General features: G+C 65.3%; 20 protein-coding genes. 6 read left to right on the top strand and 14 right to left on the bottom strand.

Features of this window, described 5'->3' with window-relative positions:
- Positions 1 to 48 precede the first annotated feature (48 nt).
- From KUV81_RS17180 to aroF, 13 genes are all read right to left on the bottom strand, one after another.
- On the bottom strand, positions 49 to 378 hold the full coding sequence (locus KUV81_RS17180) for a hypothetical protein (protein ID WP_222545114.1): 330 nt from the start codon (positions 376 to 378) through the stop codon (positions 49 to 51).
- Between the two features lie 409 nt (positions 379 to 787).
- On the bottom strand, positions 788 to 1,594 hold the full coding sequence (xthA, locus tag KUV81_RS17185) for an exodeoxyribonuclease III (protein WP_222545115.1): 807 nt from the start codon (positions 1,592 to 1,594) through the stop codon (positions 788 to 790).
- Positions 1,594 to 1,893 carry a YciI family protein gene (locus tag KUV81_RS17190; protein ID WP_222545116.1) on the bottom strand — a complete coding sequence of 100 codons (300 nt, stop codon included), beginning with the start codon at positions 1,891 to 1,893 and terminating at the stop codon, positions 1,594 to 1,596. The genes xthA and KUV81_RS17190 overlap by 1 nt, the downstream gene beginning before the upstream one ends.
- Positions 1,894 to 1,999: 106 nt before the next feature.
- The gene (locus KUV81_RS17195; RefSeq protein ID WP_222545117.1) at positions 2,000 to 3,226 is read right to left on the bottom strand and encodes an OFA family MFS transporter; all 1,227 of its coding nucleotides are present in this window, start codon (positions 3,224 to 3,226) and stop codon (positions 2,000 to 2,002) included.
- 224 nt (positions 3,227 to 3,450) lie between these two features.
- Positions 3,451 to 3,993: a septation protein A gene (locus tag KUV81_RS17200; RefSeq protein ID WP_222545118.1), complete on the bottom strand. Its 543-nt coding sequence runs from the start codon at positions 3,991 to 3,993 to the stop codon at positions 3,451 to 3,453.
- A 111-nt stretch (positions 3,994 to 4,104) separates the two neighbouring features.
- The gene (locus tag KUV81_RS17205; protein WP_222545119.1) at positions 4,105 to 4,755 is read right to left on the bottom strand and encodes a CatB-related O-acetyltransferase; all 651 of its coding nucleotides are present in this window, start codon (positions 4,753 to 4,755) and stop codon (positions 4,105 to 4,107) included.
- A 206-nt stretch (positions 4,756 to 4,961) separates the two neighbouring features.
- On the bottom strand, positions 4,962 to 5,768 hold the full coding sequence (gene trpA, locus KUV81_RS17210) for a tryptophan synthase subunit alpha (protein WP_222545120.1): 807 nt from the start codon (positions 5,766 to 5,768) through the stop codon (positions 4,962 to 4,964).
- Entirely contained in the window at positions 5,765 to 6,952 is a 1,188-nt protein-coding gene (trpB, locus tag KUV81_RS17215; protein WP_222545121.1) for a tryptophan synthase subunit beta, read from the bottom strand. The genes trpA and trpB overlap by 4 nt, the downstream gene beginning before the upstream one ends.
- Positions 6,953 to 6,980: 28 nt before the next feature.
- On the bottom strand, positions 6,981 to 8,357 hold the full coding sequence (trpCF, locus tag KUV81_RS17220; RefSeq protein ID WP_222545122.1) for a bifunctional indole-3-glycerol-phosphate synthase TrpC/phosphoribosylanthranilate isomerase TrpF: 1,377 nt from the start codon (positions 8,355 to 8,357) through the stop codon (positions 6,981 to 6,983).
- Positions 8,354 to 9,370 carry an anthranilate phosphoribosyltransferase gene (gene trpD, locus KUV81_RS17225; protein WP_222545123.1) on the bottom strand — a complete coding sequence of 339 codons (1,017 nt, stop codon included), beginning with the start codon at positions 9,368 to 9,370 and terminating at the stop codon, positions 8,354 to 8,356. The genes trpCF and trpD overlap by 4 nt, the downstream gene beginning before the upstream one ends.
- The gene (locus KUV81_RS17230) at positions 9,364 to 9,960 is read right to left on the bottom strand and encodes an aminodeoxychorismate/anthranilate synthase component II (protein WP_222545124.1); all 597 of its coding nucleotides are present in this window, start codon (positions 9,958 to 9,960) and stop codon (positions 9,364 to 9,366) included. The genes trpD and KUV81_RS17230 overlap by 7 nt, the downstream gene beginning before the upstream one ends.
- Entirely contained in the window at positions 9,957 to 11,513 is a 1,557-nt protein-coding gene (locus KUV81_RS17235) for an anthranilate synthase component 1 (RefSeq protein ID WP_222545125.1), read from the bottom strand. The genes KUV81_RS17230 and KUV81_RS17235 overlap by 4 nt, the downstream gene beginning before the upstream one ends.
- Positions 11,510 to 12,523 carry a 3-deoxy-7-phosphoheptulonate synthase gene (aroF, locus tag KUV81_RS17240; RefSeq protein ID WP_222545126.1) on the bottom strand — a complete coding sequence of 338 codons (1,014 nt, stop codon included), beginning with the start codon at positions 12,521 to 12,523 and terminating at the stop codon, positions 11,510 to 11,512. Before aroF ends, KUV81_RS17235 begins: the two co-directional genes overlap by 4 nt.
- 301 nt (positions 12,524 to 12,824) lie before the next feature.
- Between aroF and KUV81_RS17245 the strand changes: the two genes are divergently transcribed.
- From KUV81_RS17245 to rluB, 5 genes are read left to right on the top strand one after another with little or no spacing between them, the layout of a single operon-like run.
- On the top strand, positions 12,825 to 13,652 hold the full coding sequence (locus KUV81_RS17245) for a PHP domain-containing protein (protein WP_222545127.1): 828 nt from the start codon (positions 12,825 to 12,827) through the stop codon (positions 13,650 to 13,652).
- A gap of 8 nt (positions 13,653 to 13,660) precedes the next feature.
- A complete protein-coding gene (locus KUV81_RS17250; protein WP_222545128.1) occupies positions 13,661 to 14,281 on the top strand; it encodes an L-threonylcarbamoyladenylate synthase in 621 nt (206 codons plus the stop codon).
- A gap of 56 nt (positions 14,282 to 14,337) precedes the next feature.
- A complete protein-coding gene (locus KUV81_RS17255; protein WP_222545129.1) occupies positions 14,338 to 15,138 on the top strand; it encodes a segregation and condensation protein A in 801 nt (266 codons plus the stop codon).
- Complete coding sequence (scpB, locus tag KUV81_RS17260) at positions 15,135 to 15,719, top strand: SMC-Scp complex subunit ScpB (RefSeq protein WP_222545130.1); 585 nt, start codon at positions 15,135 to 15,137, stop codon at positions 15,717 to 15,719. Before KUV81_RS17255 ends, scpB begins: the two co-directional genes overlap by 4 nt.
- A gap of 11 nt (positions 15,720 to 15,730) precedes the next feature.
- Positions 15,731 to 16,603 (top strand): 23S rRNA pseudouridine(2605) synthase RluB, encoded by an 873-nt coding sequence (gene rluB, locus KUV81_RS17265; RefSeq protein WP_222545131.1) that lies wholly within the window; start codon positions 15,731 to 15,733, stop codon positions 16,601 to 16,603.
- A 60-nt stretch (positions 16,604 to 16,663) separates the two neighbouring features.
- Here the strand turns inward: rluB and KUV81_RS17270 are convergent, their stop codons facing one another.
- Positions 16,664 to 17,410 (bottom strand): YciK family oxidoreductase, encoded by a 747-nt coding sequence (locus tag KUV81_RS17270; protein ID WP_222545132.1) that lies wholly within the window; start codon positions 17,408 to 17,410, stop codon positions 16,664 to 16,666.
- A 263-nt stretch (positions 17,411 to 17,673) separates the two neighbouring features.
- Here KUV81_RS17270 and KUV81_RS17275 point away from each other — a divergent pair, with 263 nt between their 5' ends.
- A complete protein-coding gene (locus KUV81_RS17275) occupies positions 17,674 to 20,175 on the top strand; it encodes a VolA/Pla-1 family phospholipase (protein ID WP_222545133.1) in 2,502 nt (833 codons plus the stop codon).
- Positions 20,176 to 20,264: the final 89 nt, after the last annotated feature.

The raw sequence follows: 20,264 nt of genomic DNA on the forward strand, positions 1-20,264 counted from the left end.
GCACAAAAAAGGCAGGCCCGGGGGCCTGCCTTTTTCGTTTTTGGCGCATCAGTGCATCAGGGTCGCCAGGCGATCGCGGATCTCACGGCCGCGTTCGGTCAGGAAGGCCCGCTTGATGCGGTAGTCCTGCTCGTCCACTCGCAGCTCCACCAAGCCCAGTCCGTTGCGACCGGAGTGAACCCGGTCGGACAACAGGCGGGCATTGCGGCTGGCGCTGGCCTGGGACATCTCAAATCGCTCCTGCAGCTCCTTGATGGAACAGCCCTCTTCCTGACAAACCTGCATAAACATAAGGCAGGTTTGGGGCGGGATCTCACTGTAGACCTCACGGAAGATCTCCACACACTGCATGATCTTGTGCAATTGAGCGTGACTCATAATTGTATTTTTCCTTTGCTCAACGTTATTGGGGCCCGAAGGGTACGGCGCTCAGCTCCGCACTCACACTTGCGGAACTAAGCGGTTGATATTGATATCAGTAGCGTCTAATTCCTGCCAGTGACACTGGGGAAAACTATGATCTGGCGCACAGACAATTCGAAAAGGATCCGAACTCTGATCCAAAACTTACATAAACGACTGCCAAGGTGTTAAAAAGCATCGGAAAATGCTGATGGATAGTGAAGGTCTCGGCGAAAATGTTGCTCATGCGACAAACTCGCTCGCGGAACATGACTCGCTTGTGGCTGGAGTGGCGCCAAGTGGCCGGAACGGGCCGTAACTGAGTTTCAGAAATCGGGGACAGAATGAAAGGAAATGACAGGCCGCCGGAGCGGCCTGTGAGGGATCAATCGATGGTGGTCCAGATGGGGGCGTGATCCGAGGGCTTTTCGATGCCCCGCAGTTCGTAGTCTACGCCGGCCTCCTGCAGCCGCTCGGTCAGCGCCGCGCTGGTGAGGATCACATCGATGCGCAGACCGCGGTTGTCATCGAATCCGCGGGAGCGGTAATCGAACCAGCTGTAGGTTTGCGCCTCTTCCGGGTTGAGATGACGGAAGCTGTCGGTCAGGCCCCAATCGAGCAGAGTGGCGAGCCACTCCCGCTCCTCCGGCAAGAAGGAGCACTTGCCGGTGCGCAGCCAGCGCTTGGCGTTGGCCTCGCCGATGCCGATGTCCCGGTCCGTGGGGCTGATGTTGATGTCCCCCATCACCACCACCTGTTCCTCAGACTGGCGGTGGCCCTTGAGGTGGGTCATCAGATCGGCATAGAAGCGGCGCTTGGCGGGGAACTTGGTTTCGTGGTCCCGGTTCTCCCCCTGGGGGAAGTAGCCGTTCAGCACGTGCACCGGCTGCCCCTTGGCGTCCGCCACCGTCACCATGATCATCCGGCGCTGGGCGTCCGCTTCGTCGGTGTCGAACCCCTTTTGCACCGCCAGCGGCGCCTGCTTGGTCAGCATGGCGACCCCGTAGTGCCCCTTCTGGCCATGGAAGACCACGTGGTACCCCATGGCTTCCACCGCCTCGAGGGGAAACTGGGGGTCGTCCACCTTGGTCTCCTGGAGGCCGATGACGTCCGGTTGATGCTTGTCGATCAGCGCCTGCAGCTGGTGCAGGCGCGCCCTCAGTCCATTGATGTTGAAGGAGACGAATTTCATCAGCCGAACACTTTCTTGAACGGCTTGATGACGGAGCCGGAGTAGACGCCGGCGTCGATGTAGGGATCCGCGGCGGACCAGGCCTTGGCGTCCTCCAGGGAGTCAAACTGGGCCACCACCAAGGAGCCGGTGAAGCCGGCGGCGCCGGGGTCTTCGCTGTCAATGGCGGGCAGGGGGCCGGCGGTGAACAGGCGACCCTCGTCCTGCAGCTGCTGCAGGCGGGCCAGGTGGGCGGGACGGGCGGCCAGACGTTTTTCCAGGCTGTTTTCCACGTCGGTGGAGCAGATCATATACCACATGATGTCGTTTCCAGTTGGCTTGAGTGCGGATGACCTTATCACGGTCCAACGGCGGCTCCAAGGCACAAAAAAGCCCGCCGATGGCGGGCTTTTTCCGAGTCACGGATCAGGCGGCGACCGGGGTGGCCTCGGTGACTTCGGGCTCGCTTTTGATCGGCTTAATCACCAGCGCCAGCACGGCGGCCACGGCCAGCATCACCGCGGAGACGGTGTAGGCGATGGCGTAGGAGCCGTAGGCCCCGGCCACGTAGCCGGCGATCACCGGGCCGATAAAGCCGCTGACGCCCCAGGCGGTGTAGAGCACGCCGAAGTTGGAGCCGTAGTTTTTCAGGCCGTAGTAGTCGGCGGTGATGGAGGGGAACACCGACAGCAGCGCACCGTAGCCGATCCCCGCCAGGGCGGCGCCCAGCACAAAGCCCCACTCGGTGGTCAGGGTGGGGAACAGCAGCATGTTGCCCCCCTGGATCAGGAACACCAGCAGCAGGGTTTGGCTGCGACCGATCTTGTCGGAGAGGATTCCCATGACGATGCGGCCCAGGGTGTTGAAGATCGCCAGCACCACCACCAGGAAGGCGGCGTTGGCCAGGTTGCCCTGGACGGCGGCGATGCTGGTGATGTTGCCGATCAGCATCAGGCCGGCGGAGGAGGCGAAGCAGAACATCACCCACAGCATGTAGAACTGGGGCGTGGACAGCATCTGGCGCCAGCTCATGTCGGCGTTGGCCGGGGCCTTGGCCTGGCCCGCCAGCTTGGCGGGGACCGCCGGGGTGTAGCCCGCCGGCGGGTTGACGATGGTGAAGGCCAGGGGGACGGCGATCAGCAGCGCGCCGGCACCGAGGAACAGAAAGGCGTTGTTGATGCCGTAGAGATCAATCAGTTCGGTGGTCAGGGGCGCCAGGTAGAGGGGCGCCATGCCGAAACCGCCGGCGATCAGGCCGTTGACCAGCCCCTTCTTGGAGGGGTGGAACCACTTCATGGCGGAGGGGCTCAGGCAGGCGTAGCCGAAGCCGATCCCCGCCCCCACCAGGACGCCGAAGGTCAGCACCAGCATCAGCGGGGTGGTGGCGAAGGAGGAGAGCAGCAGCCCGGTGGCCACCATGGAGCAGCCCAGGATCACCATCCGGCGCGGTCCCATGCGGTCCTGCAGGATGCCGGACACCAGCAGGCTGGCGGCAAACACCATGACCGCCACGGAGTAGGGCATGCCGGCGTCGACGCTGGACCAGCCCAGCTCGGTTTGCAGGGCTTTGGAGAAGATGCTCCAGGCGTACAGGACGCCCATAACGAGGTTGATGCAGACACCTGCAATCAGGATCTTTACGGCACGGTTCATGGCGACGCTCGCGGCTTTGGGGCGGGGGAGCCCGGACAAAGGGTTAAATGGTCAGGCCAATTAGGCGGCGCGTACTATAGAGCGGCGGTCACAAAGAGACCAGAGCGGCGGGCGGGCGTGGGGCGCTTTTTTTGCAAACTGGCGACGGGATCCGCCCTTGGGTTTGGGCGAGGGTGATCCGGATCACGGTGAAAAAAACGGCGCCTCCAGGGCGCCGTTTTCGGTTATTTCGAGGGGGTGTCCTCTTTGGGCAGGTGCTTGTAGAGGTAGGCGATGGTGGCCACGATAAAGGCCAACGTCATGCCCATCAGGCCGAACACCTTGAAGTTGACCCAGGTCTCCTGGGGCAGGGTAAAGGCGATGTAGAGGTTCAGCACGGCACAGAAGGTGAAGAACAGCGCCCAGGCGTAGCTCAGGGTGGTCCAGACTCGGTCCGGCAGGGTGATCTCTTTGCCCAGCATCGACTTGATCACCGGCTTTTTCATCCACTGGCTTACCAGCAGCACCGCGGTGAACAGACCGTAGACGATGGTCACCTTCCACTTGATGAAGGCGTCATCGTGGAACAGCACCGTGGCGCCGCCGAACACCAGCAGCAGGCCAAAGGTGATGAGGTGCATCTTCTCCACCTTGCGGTAGAGGGCGTACATCAACAGCAGTTGCACGGCGGTGGCCACCACGATGGCGCCGGTGGCGGCAAAGATGCCGTAGAACTTGTATACCGCGAAAAACACCAACAGCGGCAGGAAATCGATCAGTTGCTTCATTCGTCTCTACTTACGGGGAGCCTAGGGGTCACAGTCTACTCAAGCGGCGGGCGTTTGTCTGTGATTGACGCCCGCCGCAGCTTGGTCATTGGCTCGCCGAAAAGGTTCCGTTCAATCCGCCGAGGGCCGGTGGCTGGCCCGGTAGGCGGCCAGGGCCCTTTGGAGCGCCGGCAGGTCCTGACTGCACAGATGGGGCCGAAGGGCCGCCAGCTGCGCCTCGGGCCAGTCGTAGATCTTCATGGCCAGCAGTGCCTTGATGGTGGCCTCATCGAAGCGGGTCCGGATGGGGCGGGCCGGATTGCCGCCCACCAGGGTGTAGGGGGGCACGTCCCGGGTGACGATGGCACCGGCGGCCACCACCGCCCCTTCGCCCAGGGTGACGCCGGGCATCAGCATGGCGCGCATGCCGACCCAACAGCCGTCCCCCAGATGGGTATCGCCCCGGCCCTGGTAGGCCGCCTCGATGTGCTCCATAAAGGGGTAGAGGGCGAACCAGTCGGTGCGGTGGGTGTGGTTGCCCCCCATCAGGATCACCGCCTCGGCGCCGATGCAGACGTAATCGCCGATGTAAAGCTGGTCCACCGGCCAGCGCGGGGGCCGATCCCGGGTTTGGTCATCGCCATGGAGGTAGCGCACCACAGAGCGTTCGAAGCCCTGATCCCAGGCGTCGCTGTAGTAGCTGTGGGTGCCCTTGATGTGGATGTTGGGGTTGGTGACGCTCAGGTGCAGCCGCTCGGTGCGGGTCCAGTGTTTGTTGGTCATCTCATGACTCCGTATCGGGTTACAGGCAGTCACGGAACGCTGGGGGTTCCGGACGAAACAGGGCGTTCAGGCTGTTTCGTCGCTCAGGCGATCCAGGGTTGGCGCAGTCTTGGTATGGGCATGGGGGCCTCCTCGGTGGCCTGCAGGGTAGGGCAAAGCACAAAAAAAGGCCACCGCATTCGGTGGCCTTGGGCGCGGGCACACGCTCAGGGGCGGGTGGCCGCTTTCATCCGCTGGACAAACTCGGTCAGGGCGGCGACCAGGGTAGGCAGCTGCTGATGGTGCTGGGCGATGAGCTTCACCACAGCGGAGCCGGAGATCGCACCGGCGGCTCCGGCGGCGATGGCGCTGCGCACCTGCTCGGGCTGGGCGATGCCAAAGCCCAGCACCGCCGGCGGTGCATTGTGGCGCTTGAGCCCCTCCAGCAGGTGATCCACCGGCATGCCGGCGGCGGTTTCGGTGCCGGTCACCCCGGCCCGGGAGAGCAGGTAGGTGTAGCCTTCACCGGCGTCGGCCACCGCCTTCAAGGTGGCGTCATCGGCGTTGGGCGGAGCGATAAAGATGGGGGCCACACCGGCGGCCTTGGCGGCGGCGATAAAGGGCGCGGCCTCCTGGACCGGCACGTCTGCCACCAGCACCGAGTCGACCCCGACCTCGGCGCAGCGGCCATAGAAGGTCTCCAGGCCCGGGGAGAACACCAGGTTGGCGTACACCAGCAGGCCGATGGGCAGGTCCGGGTGACGCTCACGGATCTGGGCCAGCAGCGCGAAGCAGTGATCCGGGGTGGTGCCGGCGGCCAGGGCGCGCACGTTGGCGTCCTGGATGGTGGGGCCATCGGCGGCGGGATCGGAGAAGGGGAAACCCAGCTCCAGGGCGTCGGCGCCACCGGCCACCAGGGCTTCGACGATGGCCAGGCTGTCGCCAGGGTTGGGATCCCCCAGGGTGACAAAGGGAACGAAGGCGCCTTCGCCGCGGGCGTTCAGGGCGTCAAACAGGCGTTGGTAGCGGCTCATAGCTTGCCTTCCTCCTCGAGGATCTTGTGAACGGTAAAGATGTCCTTGTCGCCGCGGCCGGAGAGGTTGACCACCAGCAGGGTCTCCTCGGTGGCCGCTTCCGCCATCTTGTAGGCCTGGGCCAAAGCGTGGGCGGACTCCAGGGCGGGGATGATCCCCTCGCTGCGGGCCAGCAGCTGGAACGCCTCCAGGGCCTCATCGTCGGTGATGGAGGGGTACTGGGCCCGGCCGGTGGCGGCCAGGTGGGCGTGCTGGGGGCCTACGGAGGGGAAATCCAGGCCGGCGGAGACCGAGTAGGACTCCTCAATCTGGCCGTGGGGGTCCTGCATCAGTGGGGCCTTCATGCCGAAAAAGATCCCCAGCTTGCCGTGGGCCAGGGGGGCGCCGTGCTCGCCGCTGTCGATGCCGTGGCCCGCCGGCTCAACGCCGATCAGCTGCACCTCGGTCTCGTCGATAAAGTCGGCAAACATGCCGATGGCGTTGGAGCCGCCGCCGACGCAGGCGATCACCGCGTCCGGTAGACGTCCCTCTTTCTCCAGCAGCTGCGCCTTGGTCTCCTCGCCGATCATCCGTTGGAACTCCCGGACGATGGTGGGGAAGGGGTGGGGGCCGGCGGCGGTGCCCAGCAGGTAGTGGGCGCTGTCGTAGTTGGCGCTCCAGTCCCGCAGGGCCTCGTTGCAGGCGTCCTTCAAGGTGGCGGAGCCGGAGTGCACCGGGATCACCTCGGCGCCCATCAGGCGCATGCGGAACACGTTGGGGCTCTGGCGCTCCACGTCCTTGGCACCCATGTAGACCCGGCACTTGAGGCCCAGCAGGGCACAGGCCAGGGCGGATGCCACCCCGTGCTGCCCGGCACCGGTCTCGGCGATGATCTCCTTTTTGCCCATCCGCTTGGCCAGCAGCGCCTGGCCCAGAACCTGGTTGGTCTTGTGGGCGCCACCGTGGAGCAGATCCTCCCGCTTGAGGTAGATTTTCACCTTCGGGTTGGGGCTGAAGTTGCGGGTCAGGGTAAGGGCGGTGGGGCGACCGGCGTACTCCATCAGCAGCTCGGTAAACTCACGCTGGAACTCGGGATCCTGCTGGGCTTCGACAAAGGCCGACTCCAGCTGTTCCAGGGCCGGCATCAGGATCTGCGACACGTACTGGCCGCCGAACTCGCCGAAATAGGGGTTGAGAATGGTCATTCTTGGCTCTCTTTCACTGTTGCCCGGCTCAGTACTGTCGTACCGCCGCCAGGCAGGATTGGATCTTGTCGGCATCCTTGATGCCCGCGGATTGCTCGACGCCGGAGTTCAGGTCCAGGCCGTAGAAGCCGGCCTGGGCCGCGTCGGCCACGTTATCGGGCCCCAGGCCCCCGGCCAGCATCGCCTCGGCCCGTTCGCTGCCCACCAGGGTCCAGTCGAACACGCTGCCGGTGCCGCCAAACTGGCCCGCTTTGGCGCTGTCGAACAGGATGCGATCGGCGTTGCGCACACTGTGGCTGCCGTCGGGTTTGACCGCTTTCCAGATCTGAGTCTCGCCGATCTGGCGGCGCAGTGCCTCGACGTAGGCCTCATCTTCGCTGCCGTGCAGCTGCACTGCGAAAAGATCCAGGCGCTGGGCCAGCTGGGCCACCCGCTCGATGGTGTCGTTGACGAACACCCCCACGTAGCGCAGATCCGCCGCGGCGCGCACCGTATCGGCCTGCTCAGGGGTGACGCAGCGGGGGGACTTGGCGGCGAAGATGAGCCCGCCGTAGCTGCCACCGGCCTGGGCCACCGCCTGGGCGTCCTCGGGGCGGGTCAGGCCGCACACCTTGACCGGGCCAAAGATAAGCTGGCGACAGGCCAGGTCGACGTTGTCCTGCTCGGTCAGGCTGGAGCCCACCAGGAAGGCGTCGGCGTGGGGAGCCAGGCGGCGCACCTGGGCGTGGGTGTAGATCCCGGACTCGCTGATCACCACCCGGTCGTCCGGCACCTGACCGGCCAGGCGCTCGGTGGTGGCCAGATCGATGGAGAGATCCCGCAGGTCGCGGTTGTTGATGCCGATGATCTTGGCCCCCAGGGCGATGGCCCGGGTCATCTCCGCCTGGTTGCTCACCTCGGTCAGCACGTCCAGACCCAGGGCATCCGCTTCCTCGGCCAGGGTGCGGTAGAGGGTGTCGTCCAGCACCGAGAGCATCAGCAGGGCAGCGTCGGCCCCCAGATGGCGTGCCAGGCGCAGCTGGCGGACGTCGATGATGAAATCCTTGCACAGCACCGGTACCGAGACCGCCTCGCGCACCGCCTTGAGGTACTCGAAGTCCCCCTGGAAGAACTCCTCATCGGTGAGCACCGAGATGCCGGCGGCGTAGCGGTCATAGACGGTGCCGATGGCCACCGGATCAAAGTCGGCGCGGATCAGGCCCTTGGAGGGGCTGGCTTTCTTACACTCGAGGATGAAGCCGGTGGGCTTCGCCTTCAGGGCCTCGAACAGGCTGCGCTCCGAGGGGGCCGCTCGCGTCTCAAGCATCTCACCGTAGCGCTCGCTCAACCGGGCGATCTGCGCCGGTTTGGTGGCGACGATGCGATCCAGCACGGTGTCGGTGTGTTGAACGCCGGTGACACTCATTGGCTGGCCTCCGCGAAGGCGCTCAGCAGCTGAAGCCCCTTGCCGCTGTCCAGGGTGGCCAGGGCCAGCTCGGTGCCGCCGCGCAGGCTGTCCGTCTGGCCGGCCAGGTAGAGAGCGGCCCCAGCGTTGACCGCCACCGCCGCGCGCTGGGCTTCGGTGCCACCGCCGCCCAGCAGGGCTTCGGAGATAGCCCTGTTCTCCTCCGGCTCACCGCCGCGGATGGCGGAGAGTTCGAAGCGCTGGACTCCCAGGTCCTCCGGGGTGTAGCGCTGCTCGGTCAGGGTGCCCTCTTTGAGCTCCACCGCCAGGGTGTCGCCGTGGATCGCCAGCTCATCGAGCCCGGAACCGTGCACCACCAGGGCGCGCTCCACCCCCAGCGCCTGGATCACCTCGGCGATGGGACGCACCAGGGCGGCGTCGTAGACCCCCAGCAGCATCTGGTTGGGGCGGGCCGGGTTGATAAGGGGGCCCAGCAGGTTGAACAGGGTGCGGGTCTTCATCACCTGACGCACCGGCACCGCGTGGCGCATGCCGGCGTGGTAATGGGGGGCGAATAGGAAGGTGACCCCCAGGCTGTCCAGGCACTGGGCGGACTGCTCGGGGCTCATGGTCAGGTTGACGCCGAACTGGGTCAGCAGATCCGAGGCGCCGGATTTGGAGGAGACGCTGCGGCTGCCGTGTTTGGCCACCTTGGCGCCGGCGGCGGCGGCCACGAAGGTGGCGGTGGTGGAGATGTTGATGGTGTTGGCGCCGTCTCCCCCGGTACCGACGATGTCGATAAGGTCGCCCTCGGGACGGGGGAAGGGCTTGGCGGCGGCCCGCAGGGCCTCAGCGGCCCCGGCGATCTCCTCGATGCTTTCGCCGCGCAGCTTCATGGCGGTGAGGATGCAGGCCAGCTCCACCTCACTGACCTGGCCGGTGACGATGTAGCCAAACAGGGTCTTGGCCTGGTAGCGGTTCAGGGGTTGGCCATCGAACAGTTGCGCCATCATTTTTTGGATCGGGGTCAGCATAGGGGGGTGTCCTGGGTCAAAAGCTCTAGGGTCTGGGTCAGCAGGGTGGCGCCCTGCTCCGTCAGTATGGATTCGGGGTGGAACTGGTAGCCCACCGCCCGGTGCTCCGGGTGCACCACCGCCATTGCCATACCGTCCACGGTGGCGGGCACGCGCAGGGCCTCGGGGATCCGATGGCCTACCAGGGAGTGGTAGCGGGCCACGCTCAGGGGGTTGGGCAGGCCGGCAAAGAGCGCCGAGCCGTCGTGGGTCATGGCGCTGGCCTTGCCGTGCATCACCTGCTCGGCTCGGCCCACTTTGCCGCCGTAGTGCTCAATCAGCGCCTGGTGGCCCAGGCAGATCCCGAGGATCGGCAGGCGACCGGCCAGCTTCTCCAGCAGCGCCATCATGCAACCGGCTTCGTGGGGGGCGCCGGGGCCGGGGGAGAGCACCAGCACGCCACTGTCGTCCTGGTTCAGTAGCTTGTCCGCCAGCACAGCGGCGTCGATGTCGTTGCGGTAGACGGTGACCGGGTGGCCACCGGCGCGGAACTGGTCCACCAGGTTCCAGGTGAAGGAGTCGAAGTTGTCCAGCAGGGTTACCGGGGTCATGCGTCACCTCCAATGGCACGCAGTACCGCCTGCGCCTTGTTGCGGGTTTCGTCGGCTTCCGCCTGGGGATCGGAGTCGTACACCACCCCGGCGCCGGCCTGAACGTGGGCCACACCCTCTGCCACCAGGGCGGAGCGGATGACGATGCAGGTGTCCATGTCGCCGCGACCGTTAAGGTAGCCCACGGCCCCGCCGTAACTGCCGCGACGCTCGCCCTCGGCCTGGCGCAGCAGTTGGGCGGCCTTGACCTTGGGGGCGCCGGTAAGGGTGCCCATGTTCATGCAGGCCTGGTAGGCGTGCAGGGCGTCCAGGTCATCCCGCAGTTGGCCGGTGACCCGGGAGACCAGGTGCATCACGTGGCTGTAGCGGTCCACCTTTAAAAGATCCGCCACCTTGCGGGTGCCGGGCTGGCTGATCCGGGCCACGTCATTGCGGGCCAGGTCCACCAGCATCAGGTGCTCCGACAGCTCCTTCTGGTCCTGGCGCAGGCCGAGCTCGATGCGGCTGTCCAGATCGTGGTCGATGCTGCCGTCCGCCTTCTTGCCCCGCTTGCGGGTGCCGGCGATGGGGTAGATCTCCACCTGGTTGGTGAGCCGGTCGTACTTCAGGGCGCTCTCCGGCGAGGCGCCGAACAGGGTAAAGCCCTCCGCCTGCATAAAGAACATGTAGGGGCTGGGGTTCAGGGTACGCAGCCGGCCGTAGGCGGCCAGGGGGGAGGGGCAGGGCAGGGAGAAGCGGCGGGCGGGCACCACCTGGAAGATGTCACCGGCGCGCACGTGCTCCTTAAGATCCTCCACCACGGCACGAAACTCGGCGTCGCTCTGGTTGACGCTCACCGGGTGGGCCTGGGGGGTCTCCACCGGCAGTGGCGCCAGGGGCTGCTCCAGGCGGTTGACCAGGGCGCCGAGGCGCTGTCGCTTGTCGTTGGCCACCTCGTCGGCGCGCTCGCCGCCGAACACCGAGCCGATCAGTCGCGCGGTGCGGTTCTGGTGATCCAGCACCAGGGCGGTCTCCGACAGGTAGAACAGGTAATCGGGACAGGTGTTGGCGCCGTCCTTCACCGCCGGCAGGGGCTCGACGCTGGCCACCAGATCGAAGGCAAAGCTGCCCACCAGCAGCACCGATTCCGCCAGCGCGTCGTCGGAGCGGATCGACTGCTGGACGGTGCGCAGCACGGTCAGGGGGGAGGGGGCCTTAAGGCGGCTGTCCTCGTCCAGTCCCGCCGGCAGAGTGGGCAGGGTAACGGTCAGGGACCGCTCGGCCGATTCGGGGGCAAACTCCGCCAGCTGCTCGGCCAGGTAGGGCAGCAGGTGCTCACCGTTGACCGACAGGGCGGTCAGGGTGACGGTGCGGCCGGTGCAGCGCAGCGACAGGGCGGCGTCCACCAGCAGCAGGCTTTTTAGTCCCGCCTTGGAGTCGATCTCCGCCGACTCCAGCAGCAGGGTGTGGGGACGCTGGCCACACAGGGCCTGGAACACCTGGGCCGGCTCGCTGTGGTAGCGGGCCGCGGTGGTCAGGGTGCGGGCCTGGCCCGCGGACAATGGCACATTCACAGTTGTTTTCCTGCCGCTTCGACAAAGGGACGCAGGCCGGTCATCAGATCGGCAAACTGCTCGGCGTTGAGCGCCTGGTGACCGTCGGAGAGGGCCTCCGCCGGCTTCATGTGGGCCTCAACGATGATGCCGTCCGCTCCCACCGCCGCACTGGCGTAAGAGAGGGGGGCGATCAGCTCCCGCACACCGGTGCCGTGGCTGGGATCCACCAGCACCGGAAGATGGGTCTTGCGCTTAAGATAGGCCACGGCGTTCAAGTCCAGGGTGTTGCGGGTGGCGGTTTCGAAGGTGCGGATCCCGCGCTCGCACAGGATAACATTGGGGTTGCCCGCATTGACGATGTACTCGGCGGCGAGCAAAAGCTCCTCGATGGTGGCGCTCATGCCCCGCTTGAGCAGCACCGGCAGCCCCAGTTTGCCCACCGCTTCGAGCAGGCGGAAGTTTTGCATGTTGCGGGCGCCGATCTGCAGGCAGTCCACGTACTGGGCCATCAGCTCGGCGTCGGCGGCGTCCACCACCTCGGAGACCGTGGGCAGGCCAGTCTCAGCGTTGGCCTCCTTAAGCAGCTTGAGGCCCTCCTCTCCCAGGCCCTGGAAGCTGTAGGGGCTGGTGCGTGGCTTGAAGGCGCCGCCGCGCAGGGCGGTGACCCCGTGACCGCGGACCATCTCGGCCACACTCAGCAGCTGCTCCCGGCTCTCCACGCCGCAGGGGCCGGCGATCACCGTGAAGCGGCCACCCCCCACCACCTGGTTGCCCAGCATCACATGACTGTCCACCGGGTTGAGCTCCCGGGAGACCAGCTTGTACTTGGAGAGGATGGGCTTGATCTCATCCACCCGGGGGTCGCTGTCCAGGCGCAGGGACTGCAGCACCCGCTCGTCGCCGATGGCGCCCAGTACGGTGCGCTCCACCCCGGGCATGTAGAGGGGCTTCAGGCCGGTGGACTCGATTTTGTGGACCAGTTCCTTGGCGTCCTGTTCGCTGACGCCGGGCTTCAAGATGATGATCATGTTCGTTTTTCCCCAAGACATGAAAAAACCCGCTTTCGTTGGGTCGAAAGCGGGTTTTGAAAATTTGGTTTTTTCTCTAGGTACAGCTGTTTGCACCCCCGCTATGTTTGGGAGCGCCACCACCATGCAATGTGCTGAGCGGAACGGTGTGTCATGCTGTAAACCTGTACCTGTAAGTTGACGTTTTGACTTTACAGCGCAAGGCTACCGAGTCGGGCCCCGGGGTGTCAAGGGCGAATTTTGCACCACCGGACATTCGCTTGCCGGTGCAGTACAATGGCCCCCTGAATCCGGGAGCCCCATGAAAATCGATCTTCACTGTCACACCCGTGCCTCCGACGGCACTTTGACCCCCACCGAACTGGTGCAGCGGGCCGCGCTGCAGCAGGTGGCCATCCTGGCCATCACCGACCACGACACCACCGATGGCCTGGCGGAGGCCCGCAGCGAGGCGGACCGTCAGGGGATCCAGCTGGTCAACGGCGTGGAGATCTCCACCCGCTGGCACAGCTTCGAGATCCACGTGGTCGGGCTGGGGTTTGACCCCGAGTCGGACGCACTGAGCACGCTGCTGGCCCAGCAACAGGCCAGCCGGGAAGCTCGCGCCCGGGCCATCGGTGACAAGCTGGCCAAGCGGGGCATTGAGGACGCTTACGCCCGAGCGAAGGCGCTCTGCGGAACGGGCACCCTGGGACGGGGCCACTTTGCCCGGCTGCTGGTGGAGCAGGGTCTGGTGCGCCACACCCAGGCGGCGTTCGACAAGTACCTGGGCAAGGGGCAGAGCGCCTACGTCGCCACCCCCTGGTGCACTATTGCTGAGGCGGTGGCCGCCATTCACCGGGCCGGCGGTGTTTCCGTTCTGGCCCACCCAGGGAAATATTCGCTTTCCAACAAGTGGTTGCGTAAATTATTGGGAAGCTTTGTGGAAGCGGACGGGATGGCGATGGAAGCCCTGGGCTGCCAGCAATCGCCGGATCAGCGCCGCTTCCTGCTGAGCCTGGCCGAGGAGCACCAGCTGCTGATCTCCGCCGGCTCCGATTTTCACCAGCCCGGTCGCTGGATTGAGCTGGGGCGCGGACTGCAGCGCCCCGAGCAGACCGGGGTCTGGCATCACTTCGGTTGGACCTGAGGACACAGATGAGCCAGTTTTTCTACCTGCACCCGGAGACCCCCCAGTCCCGACTGATCAACCAGGCGGTGGCGATGATCCACAAAGGCGGCGTCATAGTCTATCCCACCGATTCCGGCTACGCCCTGGGCTGCCACATCGGTGACAAGTCGGCCCTGGAGCGGATCTGCCGCATCCGACGGTTGGATGAGCGGCACAACTTCACCCTGATGTGCCGCGACCTGTCCGAGCTGTCGCTCTACGCCCGGGTGGACAACGCCGCCTTTCGGTTGCTCAAGAACAACACCCCCGGCCCCTACACCTTTATCTTCAAGGGCACCAAAGAGGTGCCGCGTCGGCTGCTGAACGCCAAGCGCAAGACCATCGGCATCCGGGTGCCGCAGAACAACATCGCCCTGGCGCTGCTCGAAGCGCTGGGGGAGCCGCTGATGTCCACCTCGCTGATCCTCCCCGGGGAGACTCTGGCGGAGTCGGACCCGGACGAGATCCGCGACAAACTGGAGCACCAGGTGGATCTCATCCTCCACGGCGGATACCTGGGGGAGAGCCCCACCACGGTGGTGGATTTCTCCGAGGGTGACGGTGAGGTGCTGCGGGTGGGCGGCGGCGATCCCACTCCCTTTGAATAAGCCCTGACATTGCAAGGACGGCCCCCTATAATGTCGCGTTTTTGTCCGGGAAGATGATGGACCCCTCGCCCCAGATCCAACAGCCGCTGCCCCTGGCGGTGGTGCGTGGCGAACCGGTGCTGCAGCTGCCGGCGGATCTCTTCATCCCCCCGGAAGCGCTGGAAGTGTTCCTGGAGGCGTTTGAGGGGCCGCTGGATCTGCTGCTCTACCTCATCCGCAAGCAGAAGCTCGACATCCTGGATCTGCCGGTGGTCACCATCACCCGCCAGTACATGGACTACATCGGCCTGATGGAGACCATGAAGTTCGAGCTGGCGGCGGAGTACCTGGTGATGGCCGCCACGCTGGCGGAGATCAAATCCCGACTGCTGCTGCCCCGCCAGCAGGAGGAGGGCGAGGAGGAGGAGGATCCCCGGGCGCTGCTGATCAAGCAGCTTCAGGCCTACGAGGTGATCAAACACGCCGCCAGCGAGCTGGACGAACGCCCCCGGGAGGAGCGCGACATCTGGCGGGCCCGGGCGCAGAGGGCCGCCGAACTGGTGCCCGTGGTGGTGCCGCCGGAGGTGGAACTGGATGAGCTGATCCTCGCCCTGCGCGGGGTGTTGCAGCGCTCGGAGTTTTTCGAGCATCACCACATCGAGCGGGAGGTGCTCTCCACCCGGGAGCGGATGAGCCGCATCCTGGAAATGCTGAGCCCGGAGGCGTTTACCCCCTTCGATGCCCTGTTCACCCCCGAAGAGGGGCGGGCCGGGGTGGTGGTCAGTTTCCTGGCGATCCTGGAGCTGACCAAGGAACAGTTGATTGAACTTCAGCAGGCGGCCCCGGGCAGCCAGATCCATGTGAGGGCGAGGGCGTGAGCCGGGTCAGTGACGAACAACTCAAGCAGATCATCGAAGCGGCGCTTTTCGTGGCCGACGCCCCCTTAAGCGCCAAGGGCCTCAAGGAGACGGTGCTGTCGGAGTTTGCGGTCTCCACCGGCCGCATCAACGAGATGCTGGATGAACTGGAGCTGGATTACCGCCCCCGGGGGATCCAGCTGGTCCGGGTCGGTGGCGGCTACCGCTTCCAGACCCTGGAGAGCCTGAGCCCCTTCCTCGGCCACTTGTGGCAGGAGCGGGCGCCCCGGTACTCCCGGGCCCTGTTGGAGACCCTGGCGCTCATCGCCTATCGCCAGCCGGTCACCCGGGGGCAGATCGAGAAGGTGCGCGGGGTGTCGGTGAGTGCCAACATCATGCGCACCCTGCAGGACCGGGGATGGATCAAGGTGGTGGGTCATAAGGAGGTGCCGGGACGGCCCGCCCTCTATGCGACCACCGACACGTTTTTGCACTACTTTTGTTTGGACAGCCTGGCCAGTCTGCCGCCGCTGGACGAGGAGGGCGCCCTGGATGCCCTGCTCAGCGCCGGCCAGATTGAGGCTGAGCCACACGTACATTAAAGAAGACCTGAATGAGCGAAAAATTGCAGAAAGTATTGGCCCGAGCAGGCCATGGCTCCCGTCGTGAGATCGAGGCCATGATTGCCGCCGGGCGCGTCAGCGTCGATGGCCACGTGGCCAAACTGGGTGACCGGGTCGACGGCAACGCGGACATCAAGGTCCGCATCGATGGCCACTCGGTCTCCCTCAAGGCGGAAGAGGAGGTGATCTGCCGGGTGCTGGCTTACTACAAGCCCGAGGGGGAGCTGTGCTCCCGCTCCGATCCCCAGGGGCGGCCCACGGTGTTTGACCGCCTGCCCCGGGTTCGCGACAGCCGCTGGGTGGCGGTGGGCCGACTGGACATCAACACCTCCGGTCTTCTGCTGTTCACCACCGACGGGGAGCTGGCCAACCGGCTGATGCACCCCTCCAAAGAGGTGGAGCGGGAGTACGCCATCCGGGTGTTTGGCGAAGTCAGCGAGGGGATGCTGAAGAACCTGCGCACCGGCGTGCAGCTGGAAGACGGCATGGCCAAGTTCAAGCGTCTGGTCCCCGCCGGTGGTGAAGGGCTCAACACCTGGTACCACGGGGTGCTGAGTGAGGGGCGCAACCGTGAAGTGCGCCGCCTGTGGGAGAGCCAGGAGGTGCAGGTCAGCCGCCTGATGCGGATCCGTTACGGCGACATCACCCTGCCCAAGGGCCTGCCCCGGGGGGGCTGGATTGAGCTGCCCCTGGAGCAGGTGAACTACCTGCGGGAGCTGGTGGAGTTGCCGCGGGAAACCCGCACCCTGCTGGCCCAGGACAAACTGGGGGCTCGCCGCCAGAAGTCCCTGAAAACCAGTAAGATCCGCCGCGCGGTCAGCAAGCACCGCAGCCGTCCCCAGCAGAAGGGGCCGCGCAAGTAAGTCGGCTTTAGGACGCAAAAAGGGCACCCCAGGGTGCCCTTTTTTGATCGTGGGACGGGATCAGCGCTTGGGCTGGGCGTCCAGGCTCTGGCCGTTGACCTCCAGGCTGTCGTCGCCCATCAGGTAGAGGTAGGTGGGCATCAGATCCGTGGGGGTACGCAGGGACTGGGGATCCTCCGCCGGGAAGGCGGTAGCGCGCATGCCGGTGCGGGTGGCGCCGGGGTTGATGCAGTTGGCCCGGACACTGGAGCCGCTGAGCTCGTCCGCCAGGGTTTCCATCATGCCCTCGGTGGCAAACTTGGAGATGGCGTAGGCCCCCCAGAAGGCGCGGCCCTTGCGACCCACCCCGGAGGAGGTGAAGACGATGGAGCCGGAGGGGGCCTTTTTCAGCACCGGCAGCAGTGCCTTGGTCAGCAGGAACTGGGCGGTAACGTTCACCTGCATTACCTCGTCGAACATCGCTTTGCCAAGCTGTTCGAAGGGGGAGAGGGCGCCGAGCACCGCGGCGTTGTGCAACAGGCCGTCCAGACGACCGAACTGCTGCTCGATGGTTTCCGCCAGGTCCTGGTAGTTCTGCTCGGTGGCGCCCATGGCGTCCAGGGGCACGATGGCCGGCTCCGGGCCACCGGCGGCCACGATGGCGTCGTAGACCGCTTCGAGTTTCTTAACGGTGCGCCCCAACAGGATGACGGTGGCCCCGTGGGCGGCGTACTGCTGGGCCGCTTCCCGGCCGATGCCGTCGCCGGCGCCGGTCACCAGGATGACTTTGTTCTGAAGAAGATCCGATTTCGCTGAATATTCCAACATGCTGTGACTCAATTCAAACGCCACAAGCCCCGGTGTGCGGGGGTTGCCGCAAAGTTAAACTGTTGTTTTAAACAAATGGTTGTTCGTCGTCGTTTGTTGTGCTGCGGCAAGGTTGCAAAAGTGTAGCTAACCATAGGATTTTGCGTTACTTTGGCTAGTGTTGCCCGGTGTCGGAGGTGTGATCCTGCCCGACATTGCAGGCCCACATTGTGACCAAAAGTGGTCCGGAAGACAAAATAAAAGCAAAGGAATGGGGAGAGCCAATGAAACGATTGTTGCTCAGCGCTGCTGTGACGTCAGCCCTTGGGTTGGCTGGGTGTAGCGGCGACAGCTATCAGGAAACCGTCGAGAACACACCGACACCGGTGGCCTTTTCACGTATCGCGTTTGATCCCGGTGCGGGCGTAGTGCCTCTGCCGAACGATCTCCTCTTCTCCGGCACCTTCGATGGCACCCTGGTGATCCCCGGGGAAGCCGAAAGCGGTGACTACACCGATCCGCAGATCGCCCTTGGGGCTCTTGACGGCTGGTCTACTACGCAGCCCATCAGCATCGAGATGATCCCCGGCCAGAGCGACATCAGCCTGGACCCGGGCTCCGCCAGCGCCCCCGGTTCCGTCCGGGTGTTTGAAGTGGTGCTCGGTGGCCCCCTCTCCCCGGTCAGCGACTGTCAGGAACTGCCCTCCCTGAGCATCTGCCAGGTGGGCGAGGAGCTGATGTTCGGCGAGGACTTTGTCACCGTGCCCAGCGGAAACAGCATCAACGTGGTGCCCATCAAGCCCCTGATGCCCGTGTCCAGCTACGCGGTGATCACCACCACCCAGATCATGGACTCCGAGGGCCAGATGGTGATGCCCTCGACCACCTACGAGCTGCTGAAGCTCGACATCAACACCTCACCCCTGGTGACCCCGGACCAGCTGCTGCTGCAGGGTCTGGTGAACAACTACGAGAACTCCCTGGCCGCGGCCCACTCGGTGGACCCGGAAACCATCACCTACACCGGGGTGTTCACCACCCAATCGGTGGTGGACTCCGTCGCCACCCTGAGCCAGCTGATGGTTTCGCCGGATCCGGCTCACGCCCCCTTCCAGCCCGGCTTTGACAACCTGATGCCGGTGTACCGCGTCCCGGGCATGCCGCAGTTTGGCATCGCCACCGTGGCCGAGGCCCTGGGCCTCAAGGGCGGCGATCTGGACGGCGATGGCCTGCCGGATTGTGACCCGACAGACTTCACCTGCATCATCGCCGACCTGGCGGACATGTACAGCGCCGAGCTGACCCTGCCCTACTACCAGGCGATGCCGAGCCTGGCCAACGGCGGCGACATCAACGGTCGCTGGCTGGCCCTGGGTGACAGCCCGGTGTCGGTACTGCAGGCGGTGCAGGGCGGCCTGCTGAGCCAGGAAAGCTTTATCACTCAAGCGGTGGCCCAGGGCATTGACCCCAATGAAGCCCTGACCGATCCCAGCGTTCTGGTGGGCGCCAGCTTCGTCTATGATGACGGCTCCCCGGTGGATCCGGTGCGTCACATCACCCGCTTCAACCCGGTTCCGGCCCCCACTGAGCGGGTCACCATTCCGGTGCAGCTGACCATTCCGGACGCCGCCCGCGTGGCCGCCTTCTACGAAGCCCAGGGCGCGCCCTGGACGCCGCCCGTTATGGGCTGGCCGGTGGCCCTGGGGCTGCACGGTCTTGGCGGGGTGAAGGAGACTAACCTCATCGTGGCCGGCACCTACGCCGCCAAGGGGATCGCCACCGTCGCCATCGACATGCCGCTGCACGGCGCCCGTTCGGTGGATCTTAACGGTGACGGCATCTACGAGATCAGCGCCACGGATCCCAGCGTGGGCGACCTGCTGGGCACCGACGCCTTCCAAAACGGCAACCCCCTGGCCTTCGTCAACATCGCCAGCACCCTGACCACCCGCGACAACTTCCGTCAGGGCATTGTCGATAACCTGGGGCTGCGTCTGGCCCTCACCGGTCTGACCATGGCCCAGGTGGAAGCCGGTCAGATGCCGCTGTTCGACATGGAGAAGGTGAGCCTGCAGGGTCTGAGCCTCGGTGGCATCATCGGCACCTCCGCCAGCGCCTACACCACCCTGTGGAACCCGGAGCTGGGCCCCAACCCCTATGCGCTGAGCAACGTCTCCCTGGTGGCCCCGGCCGGTGGCCTGGCCGGTACCTTCGTCGGCTCCCCCACCTTCAATCCCATCCTGATGGTGACTTTGGTGGGTGAACTGGCGCCCCAGTGCATCGATCCGGACACCGGCGGCATCATCGACAGCCCCGAGTGTGCGGCGGTGGTGGAGCAGGTGAACAGCGAGGTGATCCCGCCCTTCGCCTTCGCGGTGCAAACCGCCATCGAGTCCATGGATCCCATCAACCACGCCGGGATCCTCGGTATGGCCAAGGACACCACCCCGGTGCACCTGATTGAGGTGGTGGGCAACCTGGATGAGGGTGGCAGCAACCCGCCGGATCTGGTCCTGCCCCCGACGGTGGAAGGCTTCCCGCTCTCCGGTACCGAGCCGCTGATCAGCGCCCTGGGCCTGCCGGGCATCACCCAGACCACCTCCGACTCCGCCGGTCGGGTCAGCGGTGCCGTGCGCTTCCGCATCGGTGCCCACAGCTCCCTGATCTCGCCGGATGCGGCGACCGCAGAGATGCAGACCCAGGTGGCGGACCACGCCCTGACCCAGGGCCGGACCATCACCATCGGTGACGGCTGCCTCATCAAGGGCGGCGCCTGTCCCCAGTAGGGACTGACCCGCTGAAATCCAAGGCCCGGCAACCGCCGGGCCTTTTTGTGTGCCCCAGAGCTGGTTACACTAGGGCCAAATACCTTTAT

Origin of the sequence: Ferrimonas balearica (assembly GCF_019802085.1) — a bacterium.
Taxonomy (GTDB): domain Bacteria; phylum Pseudomonadota; class Gammaproteobacteria; order Enterobacterales; family Shewanellaceae; genus Ferrimonas; species Ferrimonas balearica_B.

Excerpts from the sequence above, each read along its gene's own strand:
- KUV81_RS17180 (WP_222545114.1), bottom strand. The coding sequence starts at position 378 with ATGAGTCACGCTCAATTGCACAAGATCATGCAGTGTGTGGAGATCTTC.
- xthA (WP_222545115.1), bottom strand. The coding sequence starts at position 1,594 with ATGAAATTCGTCTCCTTCAACATCAATGGACTGAGGGCGCGCCTGCAC.
- KUV81_RS17190 (WP_222545116.1), bottom strand. The coding sequence starts at position 1,893 with ATGTGGTATATGATCTGCTCCACCGACGTGGAAAACAGCCTGGAAAAA.
- KUV81_RS17195 (WP_222545117.1), bottom strand. The coding sequence starts at position 3,226 with ATGAACCGTGCCGTAAAGATCCTGATTGCAGGTGTCTGCATCAACCTC.
- KUV81_RS17200 (WP_222545118.1), bottom strand. The coding sequence starts at position 3,993 with ATGAAGCAACTGATCGATTTCCTGCCGCTGTTGGTGTTTTTCGCGGTA.
- KUV81_RS17205 (WP_222545119.1), bottom strand. The coding sequence starts at position 4,755 with ATGACCAACAAACACTGGACCCGCACCGAGCGGCTGCACCTGAGCGTC.
- trpA (WP_222545120.1), bottom strand. The coding sequence starts at position 5,768 with ATGAGCCGCTACCAACGCCTGTTTGACGCCCTGAACGCCCGCGGCGAA.
- trpB (WP_222545121.1), bottom strand. The coding sequence starts at position 6,952 with ATGACCATTCTCAACCCCTATTTCGGCGAGTTCGGCGGCCAGTACGTG.
- trpCF (WP_222545122.1), bottom strand. The coding sequence starts at position 8,357 with ATGAGTGTCACCGGCGTTCAACACACCGACACCGTGCTGGATCGCATC.
- trpD (WP_222545123.1), bottom strand. The coding sequence starts at position 9,370 with ATGCTGACCCCGATCCAAAAAATGATGGCGCAACTGTTCGATGGCCAA.
- KUV81_RS17230 (WP_222545124.1), bottom strand. The coding sequence starts at position 9,960 with ATGACCCCGGTAACCCTGCTGGACAACTTCGACTCCTTCACCTGGAAC.
- aroF (WP_222545126.1), bottom strand. The coding sequence starts at position 12,523 with ATGATCATCATCTTGAAGCCCGGCGTCAGCGAACAGGACGCCAAGGAA.
- KUV81_RS17245 (WP_222545127.1), top strand. The coding sequence starts at position 12,825 with ATGAAAATCGATCTTCACTGTCACACCCGTGCCTCCGACGGCACTTTG.
- KUV81_RS17250 (WP_222545128.1), top strand. The coding sequence starts at position 13,661 with ATGAGCCAGTTTTTCTACCTGCACCCGGAGACCCCCCAGTCCCGACTG.
- KUV81_RS17255 (WP_222545129.1), top strand. The coding sequence starts at position 14,338 with ATGGACCCCTCGCCCCAGATCCAACAGCCGCTGCCCCTGGCGGTGGTG.
- rluB (WP_222545131.1), top strand. The coding sequence starts at position 15,731 with ATGAGCGAAAAATTGCAGAAAGTATTGGCCCGAGCAGGCCATGGCTCC.
- KUV81_RS17270 (WP_222545132.1), bottom strand. The coding sequence starts at position 17,410 with ATGTTGGAATATTCAGCGAAATCGGATCTTCTTCAGAACAAAGTCATC.
- KUV81_RS17275 (WP_222545133.1), top strand. The coding sequence starts at position 17,674 with ATGAAACGATTGTTGCTCAGCGCTGCTGTGACGTCAGCCCTTGGGTTG.